The sequence below is a fragment of the Pseudoalteromonas sp. J2K-J031 genome (assembly GCF_058197095.2).
On sequence record NZ_CM200279.1, the window covers coordinates 946714 to 964407 of the forward strand.

Below are 17694 nucleotides of genomic sequence, written 5' to 3' on the forward strand. Positions count from 1 at the left end.
AAAATTACGCTAGTTACGGCTTATTAATTCAGTAAATTTCGAGTGAACTTTAGATTTAACATCTTGTTCAGTGTTTGCTGACTTGTGTAAGTCTAAATATAGTTTCTTAATTTCATCAATGTCTTTACTAGACAATTTACTTATGAATTCACTTTCAAAATCGATTTGGAGTAACTCGCATATTCGTTTTTTAAGTAAAAATTCATAAACATCTACTATTGGAAAGATAACCAAGCTGACTGATGTCATGATTAAAATCATTATTGGTAAGTTGCCAACAAAATCCATGAGCTCTTTATTTTTTTGAAATGCTACAACAGTAAGCGTAACAAAACCTATAAGGTTCAAGTAAATTAGTGCGCTTCTAGTCCAGTTGAAATAGAACGCATTTAATTTCATCAATTTGATTTGTTGTAATTCAGTTAGATTATTCATCTTTTAATAATTCCTCTGCCACTTTCCTAACTCCTTCAACAGCCCCTTTGAAAAGATCTGCTTTTTAGTGCCTGATGCACCAATTTTATTGTCGGCAATATTCCCTGCCGCTGTATTTGCAACAGCGTTAGTTGCCGCACCAGAAGCATTAATGTTTTCCATTTCGTTAGCTCCAGTCACTGAGTTTATGGCATTGTTAGCACTTGTTTCAATGACATTAGTTGCAACTGCTTCAGTTACAGCACCACTAACCTGTGCTGCCGTAGAACCAAGCTTTGAACCATTGGATAGCATAGATCCAAGTTGTGCCGCTTTTTGACCAAGCCCAACTCCAGCACCGCCAGCAATTGTCGAAACGACAAGTTTCGTGACATTAAGTTCCCCTTGAGCGATTTGGACAGCCCCTTCGATAGCGAAGCCAATCGCGGCCCCAAGGATTCCGAATTCACCATCCGGATCAACATACTTGTAGGGGTTATTGTTTGCATAAGTATATCTGTTAAAACCATGAACTGGGTTGCCACGTTGTGTGTGACCTAATACATCAACCGGGTCATTCGAATAGAAGCGCCCGATAACTGGATCATAGTATCGTGCCTGCATATATGTGAGGCCTAAATCACCGTCATGTTTATGGCCTGTGAATCCAATGTCTGTGTAGTCACTTGATGGGATCCGTTTGCCATATGGCTGATAATGTTGCCTGCTGCTATTTGCAATTATTCTATTCTCATTTGTTTCTAATCTTGGGGAGCCTAACAGGTCACTGTGAAGATAAGTTGTACTATTTCCTTTGATTTTAGCAACCAAACTCCCTAATAAATAGACATAATCAGTATTGCTACCATCAGTATGAAGTTCATGAATAAGCTTGCCTGATTGACTGTAAATTTGATAAAAATTTGAACCATTGCTGGTACGTTTAACTAACTTATCATGGCCATCATAAATAAAGTTGAGTGCACCTGAGCTTGTTAGTTGATTGGCGAGGTTGAAGTTAAATCCTCTCAGACCATTGTTAGTTACATTACCTCTTTCATCATAAGTAAAACGCCTATTTTGACTGCCCGCTACAGCAGATACTCGGTTATTAGAATAGGTGTAATCAAGCAAAAAATTGCCTAATTTTTGTTGCGTTAAATTACCGATGTTATCGTAGGTAAAGCTGCCAGCGCCCCATTGACCATTTGCTAGATTTAGGGGGAGGGCGTGTGTGTAAGTTTGTTTGTCTATGATAGGTCGGGCTTTAGCCCGACAAACATTCCACATAAGCATTTGTTTTAAAGATGAAAAAAATAATTTCCGCGATAAGCACATCAAAAAGTAATAACAATCTCGCCTCAGAACCAGCTAATCAACACTGCCAGTGGTAGCCTATATCAAGTTATTGGCGAAGGCCAAAAGCTCAAGTGCAATTAAAAGACTTCGAACTCCTTCGCCACGGCTTTTAGTCTTAGCAGATCATCCAATTAAATTTGGCACTAAACGGATTCTTTCATTGAGCTGCTGCATCTTGAAAACAAAAAACCAAGCCACCAAAGTCAGAAAAACAAAGCCCCGCGAGTGCGAGGCTTTGGATTAAAAGGATTACATAGCAACCCTTTGCAACAAACTGTTATCTGTACAAGAGGTGGCTAACTTTGTCCTCGTGCAACCTTTAAAGCTCTTAATAAATTCGCTTATTAACTGCTTATCATCAGAAAATATCGAAATATTAATGTTAACAAACGGAACCCTATTTTTTGTTGGTTCAATCAAAACACGATGATTTTTATCATCAATTTTCATTGCCGAAATTAAGTAACCATCGATATTTTCTTTCGAAAGGTATGCTCGATTAAATTCAAAAGCCGAAGGGTGGTATCCTGAATAAATATTTACTTCATCCCCATTACTTAACTTTATCTCATAAGTCCTAAAATCCAATTTAGAGGTAAATTTATATTCATCACCAGCTTTAACTCCAAAACAAGCAGTTCCTAAAAATACGTTGCAATAAGGATACAAATTACTGTTTGCACAAGCAGATGTTGTTATCAAAGCAAAAACTAACGCAATAACATTTTTCATGATTCTATTTTTCATCCTTTTTCCAGTTGACATCACTTTTCAATGCTTCGTTAATATTGCGCCCATCTACTGTTCCTGATTTGTTACCCATTATATTATTTTCATAAGTTGGGTACGCTGTACTGCCTATATACTTGTCGCCAATGCCCATTAAATGACCTGCTTCATGAGCTACAGTCCCATCGGTGATTCCACCAGTATCAGTTCTCCACTCGCCAGAATTGCTACCATCAACAAACGAATCTCCATTGGAATAAGCATCTGATGTTGGCCCATCAGTTAATGTAATATTGTTAACAGGGCCTCCTGAACCTGAACTAGCGTCTGTTATCGCAACATTTACTTGAGTATTCTTTCCATTAATATTGTATGTGCCCGACCATGCCTTAGAAACAGCAGTCTTAATTCCACTTATATTTGATTGTGTGGCACCTACACTACTAAATTTCGTTGGAATATCAATTTGGATGCTTCCATTCTTATTAAATGTGATCATAGCATCTTTTCCGTCAGGATCTGTGTATTTATAAGGGTTGTTATTGGCGTAAGCGTAACGGTTAAAGCTATGTACATCACGGAATCCTAGTGGATCATTCGAATAGAAACGCCCGATAACTGGATCATAGTATCGTGCCTGCATATATGTGAGGCCTAAATCACCGTCATGTTTATGGCCTGTGAATCCAATGTCTGTGTAGTCACTTGATGGGATCCGCTTTCCATATGGCTGATAATGTTGCCTGCTGCCACTGACAATTATTCTATTCTCATTTGTTTCTAATCTTGGGGAGCCTAACAGGTCACTGTGAAGATAAGTTGTACTATTGCCTTTGATTTTAGCAACCAAACTCCCTAATAAATAGACATAATCAGTATTGCTACCATCAGTATGAAGTTCATGAATAAGCTGCCTGATTGACTGTAAATTTGATAAGAATTTGAACCATTGCTGGTACGTTTAACTAACTTATCATGGCCATCATAAATAAAGTTGAGTGCACCTGAGCTTGTTAGTTGATTGGCGAGGTTGAAGTTAAATCCTCGCAGACCATTGTTAGTTACATTACCTCTTGCATCATAAGTAAAACGCCTATTTTGACTGCCCGATACAGCTGATACTCGGTTATTAGAATAGGTGTAATCAAGCAAAAAACTGCCTAATTTTTTTTGCGTTAAATTACCGATGTTATCGTAGGTAAAGCTGCCAGCGCCCCATTGACCATTTGCTAGATTTAGGGGGAGGGCGTGTGTGTAACTTTGCTTGTCTATGGTAGGTCGGGCTTTAGCCCGACAAACATTTCAAATCAACACTTGTTCTCAAAATGAAAAACTACTTTTCGCGATAAGCACATCAAAAGTAATCGTAATATCGCTTCACAACCAGCTAATAAAAACCGCTAGTGGCAGTCTTTAGCAAGTTATTGGCGAAGGCCAAAAGCTCAAGTGCAATTAAAAGACTTCGAACTCCTTCGCCACGGCTTTTAGTCTTAGCAGATCATCCAATTAAATTTGGCACTAAACGGATTCTTTCATTGAAACACTTAGCTTGCCTTGAAAACAAAATCCCAAGCCAGCTACCCCATAAAAAACAAAGCCACTTCAGAGTGCGAGGCTTTGGATTCAAATCTGAACTATGGCTCTAACTTAATATAACTATTAGTCAATTTAATTCTTTGTAAACAATAGGCTATTCCACATACTCCCAATAATACAAAGACAAAAAATCGTTTCCAGTTTATCCAACTAGCTCTTATTTCAGAATACGATATTAGTTTTTGGTCTTTTAGCCTGATTTCCCAAACGTCAGTTTTTTCGACTTCACTCGAAGCTAGCTTTTGGGTAACAAACATAGACAGCTCCTGCCCTTTATTTGGTTTTAATCTACTATCAAATTCAGCTAGATTCCCGGCCTTTGGAGACATAACAAACAAGGTTGAATAACCTTCAATACTAATCAAAAGGGATTTGTTTACGTTCGTTTCGACAAGCTTTCCTTTCACTGCGTGCAAATCAATATCGGAAGGAAGCTGGAAGTATTGTATTGCGGGTAGAATCATCATTGAGCATGATATTAAGAAACCTGTTCGAAGGGCCAATAGGCTGAAAAACTTCTTGTTATTTTCCTTCGCTGATAAAACAACCTCACTCTGATTGGAAAATATTGCCTCAACCAATGCTGATTTTTCATCAAGTAAATGGAAAATCCAAAGCCAACGCTTTTGACATACAATGACTTCAAATACAGCTCCCTGATGAGCGTACAAGTTACAATCAGAAATATCGTAACTTGAATGTATCTGCCCTAACCACTTTATATCTAGTTTTTTATCATCTAATAGCGCTTTGCACTGAACTAGAAATAGGTAGCTAAGTACTCCGAAAACAACAAAGGCCAAAGCTAAATACATCCAATTTAACACTAGGTATAAATATAAAGAGAGTGATACTGCAATTAGCAGTACACCTCTAGCAACTTTATTACACTTAAAAGTTTTCACGACTTACCCTTATTGTTTTTCTTGTTCTGGTGGAGGCGGTGGAGGAGTATCATTAGCTAAAGCTTGTCCTGCCTGAAGAACCGTTTCTGTTAAAATCGTAATAGCAACAGCTTCCGCTGTTTTAGCTGGAGCACCACCAACAGCACCACTTATAACACCATTAACCGTGGCTTGCCCTGTTTTTTCGGCTGTTACTTCTTGTTGTGGTTGAATTAGCCGGACACTTCAATAAAGGAATATAATAATGCCATTATTGAGGTGAAGCTTTGCAAAATTGTGTAGGGTTATCTTTTGGGAGGGTCATATTAATCTTCCTTCAATGCTATTTAGTCCATCATATCCACATTGAAAAAGTTCGTCCGTATCTGAAACATGTAAATTTTATCGCCTTTAGAGCGGATAATAAAAAGCCCCGCAAAGGCGAGGCTATAGAATAAAAGCTTGTTTAGAAATTATCGCTTCTTTTCGGTGTAATCAATGACAAATAGAATTAGAGCTAAAACAATTGAAGCTGGTAATATTGCATATATAAAGCCATCAAGTATTCGTTGAAAACTTAATTCATACATTTCTCCATTCAAAGCTACTTTTAAAAATGTAAGCCCTGTTAAAATTCCAATACAAACAATAGTCAATCTAAAAAATATTCTAAAACTAGTTCTAACACTCATTTTTAACACTCGAACATGACCCGCTAATTATCTTTTCACTACCTTGCGTTGCAGCCTCAGTACCAAGTTGTTTAGCCGTGTCTCCGATCCCAGTCTTACCAAGCGCTTTATTTGCCAAAGCTCCTGCTATTTTCCCAACAGCTTTAACATGGGGTGCCAAGCTTTCCACAGCATTTTCGACTGCATTATCGACAATTTGCCCTGACGAAGTACCATCTAAAGAATCATTTACCATACCCGCACCTGTGTTTAATACAGCTCCTCCTCCAACAGCCATAGTACCAGCAAGGACTTTTTCAGTGGTAGTCGCAACAATTTGCCCACCAGTCGAGATTGTCGTTCTTGCTAAGGAACTTAAACCACCTGTTGCAGCCCCTGCTAGCCCTGAAACTGCGGCTTTAGTTAAGCTAATCTCCTTACCTGTAAAGTATTGAGAAGCAAGTTCAACACCAGCCCCTACAACAAAGCCTATTGCTAAATGAGCAAACTCTCCATCAGGATCTGTATATTTATACGGATTATTGTTGGCGTAAGCGTAACGATTAAATCCATGCACAGGGTTTCTACGTCCAACATGACCCATCACATCAACCGGATCATTCGAATAAAACCGCCCAATTACAGGATCATAGTATCGTGCCTGCATATATGTGAGGCCTAAATCACCGTCATGTTTATGGCCTGTGAATCCAATGTCTGTGTAGTCACTTGATGGGATCCGCTTTCCATATGGCTGATAATGTTGCCTGCTGCCACTGACAATTATTCTATTCTCATTTGTTTCTAATCTTGGGGAGCCTAACAGGTCACTGTGAAGATAAGTTGTACTATTTCCTTTGATTTTAGCAACCAAACTCCCTAATAAATAGACATAATCAGTATTGCTACCATCAGTATGAAGTTCATGAATAAGCTGCCTGATTGACTGTAAATTTGATAAGAATTTATCAATGGGGTCAAATTTATCAATGGGGTCATGAATATCAATGGGGTCATGAATATCAATGGGGTCAGGTCTTGCATTGTGCATTTCTCGAAGAAAAGAAGGGGTCAAATCTTGACTTTAGATACTTAAGACCTGACCCTTTAATTTTTACTAGATTGAACAAATTTCAATTCACAAAGATCAGCATGCTCTAGGCAACCGACATTAAATATTAAAACTACTTTAAGCGCTAAAACGGCTCCCATTCGTGATGTAATTCGCATTCAAATGAGACTTATTTTCATTTATTCTTTCGTGGATTTTTATTAATAAATAAACTGAGAGATAAAAATGAATAAGAGTTCTGTTGTTGCGGTTTTTATAGTGGGGCTTTTTGGGGCGCTCCCCGTGTGTGCAGTCGAGGGGATGGATGAAACGATGATAGTGTATGCTCCACGCGTTGCGAAAGATATCAAAGACGTACCTCAGAGCATGGAGTTTATGACGTCAGAAGATATTGAAATACAGAAACCAATGGGGTCAAGTCTTGGCTTCAGACACCAAAGGTCTAGATTTATAGTTTACTGCTTATTGAGTGAGTTGCTATGTCTAGGCCATTGCGAATAGAGTATGAGAACGCATTTTATCATGTCATGAATCGTGGAAGAGGGCGTGAAAATACTTTTTTGAGCGATGACGACTTTAAGTATTTTTTATATTGCATTGAGCAAGCAAGCCTTCGCTTTAATATTGAGGTGCATTCATATTGTTTAATGACTAATCATTACCACCTGCTAATTAAAACCCCCGATGCTAATTTAGGCCGAGCTATGAAACATATTAATGGCCTTTATACTCAATACTTTAACAGAACACATAATACAGATGGCGCGCTGTTTAGAGGGCGCTACAAAGCGGTGTTGGTGGATGCTGATAACTACTTATTGCATGTTAGTCGGTATATTCATCGTAACCCAATTGAAACGAGCACCCCGTTGGTAGATGATCTGGCTAAGTATAAATGGTCTAGCTATTCAGCGTTCATTAAAAGGGGAGCGACGCCTAAATGGCTCGTTCGAGATTTTATATTTTCGCTGCAAGGTAAAAAGCGTCAATATGTAGCTTATAAGCAGTTTGTGGAGTATGAAAACAACAAAGAAATAAGTACTTTTTATGGTGCTAAAAAATTATTGTCGGTGCTTGGTTGTGAGGGCTTTATTGAAAACATAAAGGACTATATTGCAACATCAAATAGCGAAAGAAAGTATGTTAGTAAAAAGCATTCAGCAGATGATGTAATTGCTTACGTAGCTAAATATTTTAGTGTTGAGGTAGATGACATAGTAATGGTTAAAAAGGGGCGAAAAGAGAAAAACTTACCCCGTTGGTTTGCTATTAAATTATGCCAAGAGTTAACGGGATTAAATTTGCGGGCATTAGCAGATATTTTTAATGTTAAACACTATTCGGCGATATCCAAAACCGTCGGTAGATTAAATGCGTTAATGATTGAAAATAAGAAGGTTGAATTACAATTGGAAGAGCTACGAGGTTGTTTGATGTATGAAGTCAAGATTTGACCCTTTTTTTCCTCTTTAAAGACACCTATCAAAACGACCCAAAACTGGGGATGGCAAAAGCCTACTTAGAAGGGCAATATGCCATGAGCGAAATCGCACAGGAGTTTGGTGTGCATTATTCAACGGTGAGTCGGGCGGTTGCACGATACAAGACCTGACCCTGATAGTATTGGTAAACAACTCGCTACCATCATGATTGAGTTGAACTTCACAGCTGCTTTTCAAGTTAGCACTGTTGTCGCGCTGGCGACGGCAGTCAATGTGAGGCTATCGCCGGTCTCCCCTTGGAACCCCTCGACGCCACCTCAATCAAACTAATCTTCAAAAATACATTTGATGTGAACATAAACGCCATGAAAGTACATCCATGTACAAGCATGGCTTGCTCGACTTCCGGCCTTGCATTATTCATCAAATCTATATTTTCAGGTTTGATTGAAGGGGGGTATTTTGGTTCTGTGTTTAGGTCTGCACAATGCAAGACTTGACCCCGTCGGCGTTTGTGACCCCGTCGGCGTTTGACCCCGTGATTTTTTGCCGTGATTTTGCTTATCCTGAGCAATTTAATCAAAAATGCGTTTATCCATACAAGTCAAGGCCACGTAACCATCGACTATCAAGCTGGAATTTTACACGTCAGTGACACCGGATCTGGGTTTGAACCCAGTGTCATGACACATGCATTTGAACAAGGCGTGAAAGGCAGCAAAAGCCAAGGAAGTGGCCTTGGCCTTGCGATAGTCAAACGGGTATGTGACAAGCTCAACATCCCTATTGAGTTTACCAGTAACACGACAGGGACGCGTTTTACCCTAACGCTCACTCAGCCTCTGTTTAGAGACCGACTGAGTGAGTGTTAGAACGAGATAGCGCAGTTTACATACCCAGCTTTAGGGTGCACCTGTAGGAGCACAACTCAGTTCAACACTCAGACAATAAAGTCGCGACTTTTAAATTAAAGATTGAAACTGTTTTTGGGTAAGCACTGCTCCTGCTGAAACAGATTTTTGGACAGAAATTATTTACTGTCCAAAGGACGGCTTCGTGTGCTTAGCCGCCGTTAAGAACGATTTTATGCCACACCTTAAGGCAAACTAGCTTTCCAAATACGTTAAGACTAGTTTCTTTAAAAAAAGCTGATGAGCTATAGGGAACTCGTTATCCCAATATCATCGACGATGATAGATACATCTTGTTTCGGTTCAAAAATCAAGACAAGCTCTAATTCGTTTTCAGCACTGATTGGCTTATTCAATTCAATAGGGAACGTAACGGTTTGCAATACTGGTTCTGTCGGCGCATATTTGATATCTCCCTTTTCCAATTCAGAGTAGTCAGAAATTAATAAAGGGGAGACACTGCCTGATGCACCCAAACTTTTTTTAAATACGACACCAGACTTATCAAGTAGCTCTACCTCGGTATCAGATAACAAATTGTATGAACCACATCCTTCGCTTTCGCCTGAATCAGCTCTAGCCAGTGAGAAACTTAGGTAATATTTTCCTTTGATATTTTGCTGTAACAACTCAGCTTCTGAAAGCTTAATGCCCAACCGTGTTTCAACTTGTTTCTTAAGTTGAACCCTTAATACATGATTAGAAGTTTTAGTTCCGTTTCTGAGGCGCTCTGAGTCGATACTGATTGGCACTTCTGTTAATGTTTTATCCGATAGAACTTTAACGGTACTTTCCTTTTTAGCTCCATATTCAAAATCTTCTATCACTTTGAAATCAGATGCCATATGGCGACTGATATAAATATCGTCAGGAAGACCAAACTCACCAGCCACAGGTTGCCTAAAAATTGTTTGATACTCTTTTCTGTTCGCCAATGTAGCTTCCAAAAAAGCAGAAACATACACTTTCGTTAAATGCTCCTGTTGTTTGGGTGTTAATAGCTTAGAATAAAAATCTTTGCTGCTGCCCCAATGGACATCATCAGACATATCTTGATTAAAGTTTATGTGGTTAGCACGATAAATATAAATGGACTGCTTAAAGTAGTTTTTATCATCATCGAAGTGAGTTCGATGCCATTGTTGGCTACCAAGAAACTGATAAACATCTGCGTCATGACCTCCTTGTAACACTAAATAGTTAACATTTTTCAGGATATTTCTACCATCAGCATGTTGATATTGCCCATCCATTGGGGCTAATGCGACAATGGATTTAATGTTAAAACCAAACTCTGTTGATTCACTACTATTTGGTAAGGTCTTCCATTGATTAAATGATGCAGCTAAAGCTACAGCCTCCCCTCCTCTAGACATCCCTATTAAAGCGATATTCTCTAAATCTAGTTTGTTATAAAAAGCATGACCTTGCTCAGCATTCCATTTTTGCAGCAGCTTAATATGTTCAAGCAGCATCCAACCACGGGCGCCATTTTCTCCCCATAAGTCATTCAAATAAGTTTGATCTACTTGCACAACAAAGTGCCCTCGGCTGGCGAGTAATTCACCCAGATAATCAAACCCTGGAGCAGAGTTTCCATGGACTAATAGAACTAACGGTAGTGGTTGTGTTCCCATCGGAAGCCAAACTTTAGCCTCCAAAGGTAAATTACTACTTTTAAATTTGTGGTAAGCATTGTCCTCATAGCCTTGGTTGCGTGAATAGTCGGACAAAAAGCTAGGTAAGCTCACATTTGGAGCAATTAGGTCAGGTTTTGATATAGCAAATAAAAATGGTCGTTCGCCATAGTTCATTACTGTGTATTTATGTTTTCCCTGTTCGGCAGGATTAGGTAAACCCGTAAACGAGCTAGTTGGTTGACTATATCTCTCAATAACACAATCTAAAACATCTGAAGCTAATGTCGAAAACGAGGTGGTAACGAGTGAAAGAATGGTACAAAAGTACGAAAAACGAGTAAGCATCAAAATTGTCCCTAATGTCAAAATTTAGCACGTGGTATTGTATAGCAAGCTCAATTTACTATTAAAAAATACTATTTTTTATAATTATGTTCTTTGAGACGCACGTAACTCAAGAAAGGTTTAAATCGGTAGTGTGTAGAAATCTGTCTCATTTCAGTATTATGTATAAAACAGGAATGACACATGACTACAAATCGGACAAGATCTAACTGGCTAAAATCAATGGGGTCATAAAATCAATGGGGTCAAATCAATGGGGTCAGGTCTTGTATTGTGCATTTCTCGAAAGGTTAACTATCGTTAGTTAACCTTTTTTAGTTTAGGGCTTTGTTATGAGCCGACCTTTACGACTTCAGTTTGCGGGTGCCTTGTATCATGTCACGTCGCGCGGTAATGAGCGTAAACCTATTTATCGTGATGAAGACGATTTTCCCCGGTTTTTGGCGGTGCTCACGTCAGTCTGTGAACGGTTTAATTGGGTGATACACGCGTACTGTTTAATGACCAATCACTATCATTTATTGGTTGAAACACCGGATGCGAATCTCGCAAAAGGGATGCGGCAACTTAACGGTGTTTATACTCAGCAATTTAATCGTAAATACCAGCGGGTAGGCCATCTGTTTCAAGGGCGCTATAAAAGCATTTTGGTCGATAAAGACAGTTACTTGCTGGAGTTATGCCGCTATATCGTTCTCAATCCGGTGCGGGCAAACGGCATGGTTGAATCGCCCGCAGACTGGCCGTGGAGCAGCTATCAAGATGCCATAGGTTTTCGAGCGTCACCCGATTGGTTGGCAACCGATGCGCTACTACTGTTATTTGGAAAGTCGAGAAAGGTCGCCATAAAGCGCTATAGTGACTTTGTTGCACAAGGCCTTGGCGTTGATGTTTGGCAGAACTTAACAAATCAGGTGTTTTTAGGCAGTAGCGAGTTTGTAAAGCAGCATTTAAAAACAGCTGAAAACGATGCCGACTTAACACTCAGCGAAGTGCCTAAAAAACAAAAGCGTGCGAGTGCTTTACCGCTCAGCCACTTTAAAGACACCTATCAAAACGACCCAAAACTGGGGATGGCAAAAGCCTATTTAGAAGGGCAATATGCTATGAGCGAAATCGCACAGGAATTTGGCGTGCATTATTCAACGGTGAGTCGGGCGGTTGCACGATGCAAGACCTGACCCTGATAGGTGGACCCTGATAGGTGCTGCAAGACCTGACCCTGATAGGTGCTGTGACCCTGATAGGTGCTGACGGTGCTCAAATTTACAATGGTGCTTAGTTGTCAAAACTGCTTTTTGTTATCAACAATTCAAAACTGATCTACTTCAACAGCTGATTTCCTGACGGTGCAATTACATTCAGTTGCTGTACAGTTACAGCCAAGCACCCTATAGCACAATGCTGATTTTGGCGTAGAATAGTGCACGTGCAAATTCAGTGCATTGTCTGGCAGTCAACACGATAGCTAAACCTAATTGGTTATCGTTACTTGGGCAGTTTTGTCAATTAAAGAGGTAACTTAACGTGGGTAATCGGATCTGTATTGCGGTTTTATTGAGCGTGCTTAGCGCAACCGTATTTGCAAAAAGTAATGAAGTGGTATTTTCCAGTGATTTTGAAGGAAATGAGGCCAATTGGAACCTACTTTCCGGCTGCCAAGTGAAAGACAGTATGGCACGTACAGGTCAAAATGCGTTGCACTGCGCTGAAGGTAATGCATCCTTAGTCAGTAAAATTCCAATCTCAGAATTGGGGTTGTTGGAATTTTGGCTAAAACCCGAAACGGCTTTAACCTCATACCGGGTCAATATTTTAACTTCTGCCTCGTTACGTGTAGATAGCCCGTGGCAACAAGTTGGATTAATCGAAAATCATACTGGGTCGGGTGAATATTTAGCGCATCGAATATCTATTGACGACCCGAGTAGAAAATTTGTGCGTCTTGATATTGAATCAGTCAATGGCAGTGTAGCCTTTGACGATGTGAATATTGAACGCATTTTATTAGATACCGCGTTACAAAAAAATGAACAAAAAATCATTACTGGCATATTAGATAAACTTAAAAAAGATAAAAACTACGAAGTGCAAAGCGAATCATTCCGTGCGCTGGGTAAAAACTATGCCGCACAACTCGAAAGCCAGCGCCAATATTTAGAATATGCTAATGGTATTTATTCGAGCATAACCTTTGTATTGGCAAGCTCTGAGCGTAATAAAATGTCCAACCCTATAGCTTACTCCTCTTTTCGCAGTATTGTTGCCGATACCAAAAGAGTGGCGTCGCCCATTCAGCAGGCGAGGCTCACTTCTATGGTTAAACCTTTTGGTGATTTAGTGACTGCCACGTTAAACGTGGTCAGTGGCGGTACGTACTCGGCCTTTGCCGAACCATTTAAGTCATTTTTAGCGGCTGCGTTTGACCGTTCAAACTATGAAAACGCTGACTTAAACCGAAAAGATAGAAAATTTGCAGAGCAAAACGGTCTTAAAATTTATGAGCGGGCCGAGCAATTCTTAACCGAGTTAGAGCGCGAGTTACAACAGGTTTCGGCTCTGGACAATGATTTGCAAAGCATGCTGAAAAACGTCGAACTGTTTCGCAGAGATTTAGATAAACATCTGCGTGATTACATTCAACATGCTGGTTTAGCGCGTTCGCAAGAAAATTACGGCCGAGTGATGAGCAAAGAGGACAGTATCCGCCAAACAATCATCTCAGAAACTGAAGAAAATATTTCGCAGCATGCGCAATCGTTATTAAATACCAATAACAACACTGCCTTGGTGCAATACATGTTAAAAACTTCTGAACAATTAGAAGGCATGCAGGAATTTAAAGAGCGGTTTAATCAAATTACCTCTTCGGTGATCACCTTTTATGATCGGTTTGAACGTTCAATAGCACCAGAGCAAAACCCTTTTAGTGATGCCACTGACAAAGCTGCGTGGGAGCAGCATGCGCTAAAAGCCCGCGGGTACATTAGGCAGTCAAAAGAAGCTTTTACCAAAGCCTATATGTAAAAAATATTGCGACTACGTTAGCGAACAATATAGCTGAGAGGGTTATAAAATCTGGGAAACCCCCGTTGTTGTTTTGTTTTTTTGTGGGGTAGGTAGGTGCAAGCCTGCTTGCGAAGGCGAGCGCAGATCGCCCGCTGTTTGGTCGGTTCTTTAGCCCGACGGTTGTTTTTAAGTATTCGCTGTTGCTAAATCAACAATCGATTTTAAATTCAAAAACCGTTTTTTAAATTGGCATCGTTGTCGCGCTGGCATGGGGAGTCAAGGGGAGGCTATCGCCAGTCTCCCCTTGGAACCCCTCGACGCCCCAGATTTTAATAAATAGGCAAACTCATCTTCAAAAATACATTTGATGTGAACGTAAACGCCATGAAAGTACATCCATGTACAATTAAATGCATTAATGATTGAAAATAAGAAGGTTGAGATACAATTGGAAGAGCTTCGAGGTTGCTTGATGTCTGGAGTCAAGATGTGACCCCTTTTTTACCTTTTTTCCCTTTTTCCCACCTTTTTTCCCCATAGTGATCGCGGCAGCCAATATTGCTCGCATGATTACCGTGACTTGATTAAAAAGCACCAGTTAATACAAAGCATGAGCCGTAAAGGCAATTGCTGGGACAACGCAGTAGCAGAAAGCTTCTTCCATTCATTCAAGGTTGAAGCGCTGTAGGATGAACAGATAATGGGTCGGGAAACAATGCGACAGCACGTTTTTGAATACATTGAGGTTGATTACAACAAAACAAGAAGGCATGTGCTCTTGGCTATCTTAGCCCAGAGAATTTTGAATTGAAGAACAGTGCTTAGTGAAGTGTCCACTGTTGCTGGTACAGATCATTTCATCTACTGAATCCTCCCCTCCTTATCTGATAAACACCGCACAGTAATACCAGCGCTTTCCTTGCACCTCAAAATTATTACCCTAGTCATCTAAGCGCACATCTATCGCACAGCGATAACCAGAGTAAAGGTAAATAAGTACCTCCCTGAATACGCCGCCAGCCCAGTAAAACTGTCAATTTATAACAAAGATAAAATCAACTAAAATATCTCCACATGAAGACACTTGACATGAATATATATTCATAATATCTTCACGTCAAGACAAAGCATCCTCCACGAATTGCACGGTGCAATAAACAGTGAAGATTTGTTCGCCTTGGTGTGAATTGGGTTCAACCAAAGCATAAGGACATTTCTTGAACAAGGTCGTTCTTACTAAGTAGTGGAAAATTAACTTTAAAATCTAAAAGGAGCTTTACCATGAAAAACATCATTCAAGTAGCAGGTATTATCGATACAAAAGAAGCACAACTAGTACTAGATAGCGGTATCGACTGGCTCGGTTTTCCACTACGTTTACCTTCTGGCAAAGATGACATTACTGAGTCTGCAGCCATCAACATCATCAAGCAGCTAACACCAAATCAAGCGGGTGTATTAATCAGCTACATGCTTGAAGCTGATGAAGTAAGCACATTTTGCAGTCAACTAGGGGTAAAAGCTGTACAGCTTCATGGTGATATCACGACCAAGGAGTTGGCAAAACTACGCGTAATGCGCCCTGATTTGTTCATCCTAAAAAGTCTTGTAGTGAAAGAAGATAACGCCGAAGAGCTATTAAGCTTGGTGGACGAAGTAGCAGAATATGTCGATATGTTCATCACAGATACTTTTGATCCAAGAACTGGTGCCAAAGGGGCAACAGGCTTAACTCATAACTGGGAAGTCAGTGCTGAACTGGTACGTCGTTCACCTAAGCCACTCATGATGGCTGGCGGCTTGAATCCAGACAATGTCGCAGAAGCAATTCGCCAAGTGCGTCCCTCTGCAATCGATGCACATACAGGCCTTGAAGGTGCGGATGGTCGTAAAGATCCAGCTAAAATCGCTAAATTTATCGCTGAGGCAGAAAAATCCTTTGCCGAAATTACTGCTTAACTGACCTGAGCCAAGCCTATGCTTGGCTATCTCAAGGAGAGAATCATGTCTAATAATTCTGCGGCTCTGTCATTCGATTTGAATGTGAGTCAGGCTTTTAACACTGTTGTAGAGCTTGAACAAACCAATCGCTTAAAATCGTTACATGCCAAAATGCGTGATAAAACAGCGACAAAAAGTCAGTTCATCTTGCACGCTGACCAAGTTTTTCGTTTGTTAATCGAAAAAAGCTTCGAGCTACTGCCGTTTGATGATTTGTCAGTCACAACACCGGTAGGCGCAATTTATCGAGGTAAACAACTCGCAAACCCACTTTGTGCCGTTTCGGTCGTGCGCGCGGGTGAAAGTATGGAAAACGAACTTCGCCATATTGATTTGAAAATTCCCATTGGGAAAATTCTCATTCAACGTAATCCCTTGACCAAACAACCGAAACTTTACTATTCAAAGTTGCCAGACGACATTGCCAATTGTCACGTCTTGGTATTTGAGCCTATGTTAGCCACTGGTGGTTCTGCAGCATGCGCTATTCAAGTATTACTGGACGCCGGCGTGCTGGAAGAACGAATCATTTTGGTCAATTTACTCTGTTCACCACCAGGTATCGAATACCTCTGCACGCGCTTTCCACACTTGCAAATAGTGACGTCCTCCATTGAACAGCGCTTAAATGAGCACGCCTTTATGCTGCCGGGCATTGGGGATTTTGGTGACCGTTATTTCGGCACAACAGATAAGGGGACAAAATGAGCAATCGAGCATTGCTCTTTTGGATGATGGTGGCGAGCCTCGCCCCTATCATCTGGGGGAGTACATACATAGTTACAACTCAACTACTGATTGAGAACAAGCCCCTAGTTGCCTCTATGCTACGCGCATTACCTGCGGGGAGCTTATTACTCCTATTTTCTCGTCAACTACCCACTGGGATCTGGTGGTTTAGAGCCATTGTCCTTGGCATTTTAAACATTGGTGGCTTTTTTTACTGCCTTTTTTACGCTGCTTACCTGTTACCCGGTGGAGTTGCAGCCTTAGTCATGTCATGCCAACCAATCATAGTGATGTTAATAGGCACCTTAGTACTGAACAACAAACTTTTACCTCGCCAGTTTATTGCATGCGTAGTCGCAGCCATTGGTGTCGCTTTATTAGTTATCAAACCCCATAGCTCGTTGAGTTTACCTGGCATTATCGCGGGACTAAGCGGTGCCGCGTTGATGGCTACAGGTATCGTTTTCACCAAAAAATGGGGGAAACCACAAGATGTTTCACTCCCCACGTTTACTGGCTGGCAATTGCTCGTCGGCGGGCTGTTCTTATTACCATTTGCGCTCTTTCAAGAAGGTATGCCAACCCATTTCACAATTAAAAATATAATTGGTTACAGCTACTTAAGTTTAGTCGGCGCATTGCTAGCGTATGTTTTATGGTTCAAAGCGATTGAAAAACTACCGGTTGTCACTGTGTCGTTTATTTCCTTCGCCAGTCCAATTGCAGCAACATTATTGGGTTATCTGATTTTGGACGAAAAATTAAATGCACTACAGCTGCTTGGGGCTGGGGTAATTATTTTCGCCATAATTATTTCACAGCTACAGCTTTTAAAACGCTCAACACCCGTTCAACCAGACGCATTGAGTTCCGTTAAAAATTAAGGATAAAC

At 40.4% G+C, this 17694-nt stretch carries 16 protein-coding genes and 1 pseudogene; 9 read left to right on the forward strand and 8 right to left on the reverse strand.

Annotation, left to right across the window (positions count from 1 at the left end; genetic code table 11):
- Positions 1–9: 9 nt before the first annotated feature.
- From AC3KZC_RS04340 to AC3KZC_RS04370, 7 genes are all read right to left on the reverse strand, one after another.
- On the reverse strand, positions 10–435 hold the full coding sequence (locus AC3KZC_RS04340) for a hypothetical protein (RefSeq protein ID WP_490580261.1): 426 nt from the start codon (positions 433–435) through the stop codon (positions 10–12).
- Positions 436–438: 3 nt separating this feature from the next.
- Positions 439–1704: an RHS repeat-associated core domain-containing protein gene (locus AC3KZC_RS04345; RefSeq protein WP_518525910.1), complete on the reverse strand. Its 1266-nt coding sequence runs from the start codon at positions 1702–1704 to the stop codon at positions 439–441.
- A 318-nt stretch (positions 1705–2022) separates the two neighbouring features.
- Complete coding sequence (locus tag AC3KZC_RS04350; RefSeq protein WP_490580144.1) at positions 2023–2520, reverse strand: hypothetical protein; 498 nt, start codon at positions 2518–2520, stop codon at positions 2023–2025.
- The gene (locus tag AC3KZC_RS04355) at positions 2510–3352 is read right to left on the reverse strand and encodes an RHS repeat-associated core domain-containing protein (protein WP_490580143.1); all 843 of its coding nucleotides are present in this window, start codon (positions 3350–3352) and stop codon (positions 2510–2512) included. Before AC3KZC_RS04355 ends, AC3KZC_RS04350 begins: the two co-directional genes overlap by 11 nt.
- 5 nt (positions 3353–3357) lie before the next feature.
- Positions 3358–3654 carry a hypothetical protein gene (locus AC3KZC_RS04360; RefSeq protein WP_490580142.1) on the reverse strand — a complete coding sequence of 99 codons (297 nt, stop codon included), beginning with the start codon at positions 3652–3654 and terminating at the stop codon, positions 3358–3360.
- A gap of 482 nt (positions 3655–4136) precedes the next feature.
- A complete protein-coding gene (locus AC3KZC_RS04365) occupies positions 4137–5003 on the reverse strand; it encodes a hypothetical protein (RefSeq protein WP_490580141.1) in 867 nt (288 codons plus the stop codon).
- Positions 5004–5663: 660 nt separating this feature from the next.
- On the reverse strand, positions 5664–6728 hold the full coding sequence (locus tag AC3KZC_RS04370) for an RHS repeat-associated core domain-containing protein (protein ID WP_490580140.1): 1065 nt from the start codon (positions 6726–6728) through the stop codon (positions 5664–5666).
- A 476-nt stretch (positions 6729–7204) separates the two neighbouring features.
- On the opposite strand from AC3KZC_RS04370, the gene AC3KZC_RS04375 reads away from it, so the two are divergent.
- The 3 genes from AC3KZC_RS04375 (at position 7205) to AC3KZC_RS04385 (ending at position 9039) form a co-directional block, all read left to right on the forward strand.
- Complete coding sequence (locus AC3KZC_RS04375; RefSeq protein WP_490580139.1) at positions 7205–8179, forward strand: transposase; 975 nt, start codon at positions 7205–7207, stop codon at positions 8177–8179.
- On the forward strand, positions 8176–8337 hold the full coding sequence (locus AC3KZC_RS04380) for a helix-turn-helix domain-containing protein (protein WP_490580138.1): 162 nt from the start codon (positions 8176–8178) through the stop codon (positions 8335–8337). The genes AC3KZC_RS04375 and AC3KZC_RS04380 overlap by 4 nt, the downstream gene beginning before the upstream one ends.
- 381 nt (positions 8338–8718) lie before the next feature.
- On the forward strand, positions 8719–9039 hold the full coding sequence (locus tag AC3KZC_RS04385) for a sensor histidine kinase (RefSeq protein WP_490580137.1): 321 nt from the start codon (positions 8719–8721) through the stop codon (positions 9037–9039).
- Positions 9040–9323: 284 nt separating this feature from the next.
- On the opposite strand, the gene AC3KZC_RS04390 is transcribed toward AC3KZC_RS04385, so the two are convergent.
- Positions 9324–11063, reverse strand: coding sequence for an alpha/beta hydrolase (locus AC3KZC_RS04390; protein WP_490580136.1), 1740 nt, complete (start codon positions 11061–11063; stop codon positions 9324–9326).
- A 332-nt stretch (positions 11064–11395) separates the two neighbouring features.
- Between AC3KZC_RS04390 and AC3KZC_RS04395 the strand changes: the two genes are divergently transcribed.
- The 6 genes and pseudogenes from AC3KZC_RS04395 (at position 11396) to AC3KZC_RS04420 (ending at position 17686) form a co-directional block, all read left to right on the forward strand.
- Positions 11396–12244: an REP-associated tyrosine transposase gene (locus AC3KZC_RS04395; protein WP_490580135.1), complete on the forward strand. Its 849-nt coding sequence runs from the start codon at positions 11396–11398 to the stop codon at positions 12242–12244.
- 346 nt (positions 12245–12590) lie between these two features.
- Positions 12591–14090 carry a BAR domain-like protein A BdpA gene (bdpA, locus tag AC3KZC_RS04400; RefSeq protein ID WP_490580134.1) on the forward strand — a complete coding sequence of 500 codons (1500 nt, stop codon included), beginning with the start codon at positions 12591–12593 and terminating at the stop codon, positions 14088–14090.
- Positions 14091–14607: 517 nt separating this feature from the next.
- Positions 14608–14897, forward strand: a pseudogene (locus AC3KZC_RS04405) (integrase core domain-containing protein); the annotation flags it as partial.
- 456 nt (positions 14898–15353) lie between these two features.
- Positions 15354–16031, forward strand: coding sequence for a phosphoribosylanthranilate isomerase (locus tag AC3KZC_RS04410; protein ID WP_490580133.1), 678 nt, complete (start codon positions 15354–15356; stop codon positions 16029–16031).
- A gap of 45 nt (positions 16032–16076) precedes the next feature.
- Positions 16077–16781, forward strand: a complete 705-nt coding sequence (gene upp, locus AC3KZC_RS04415) for a uracil phosphoribosyltransferase (protein ID WP_490580132.1) — start codon at positions 16077–16079, stop codon at positions 16779–16781.
- On the forward strand, positions 16778–17686 hold the full coding sequence (locus tag AC3KZC_RS04420) for an EamA family transporter (protein WP_490580131.1): 909 nt from the start codon (positions 16778–16780) through the stop codon (positions 17684–17686). Before upp ends, AC3KZC_RS04420 begins: the two co-directional genes overlap by 4 nt.
- Positions 17687–17694 lie beyond the last annotated feature (8 nt).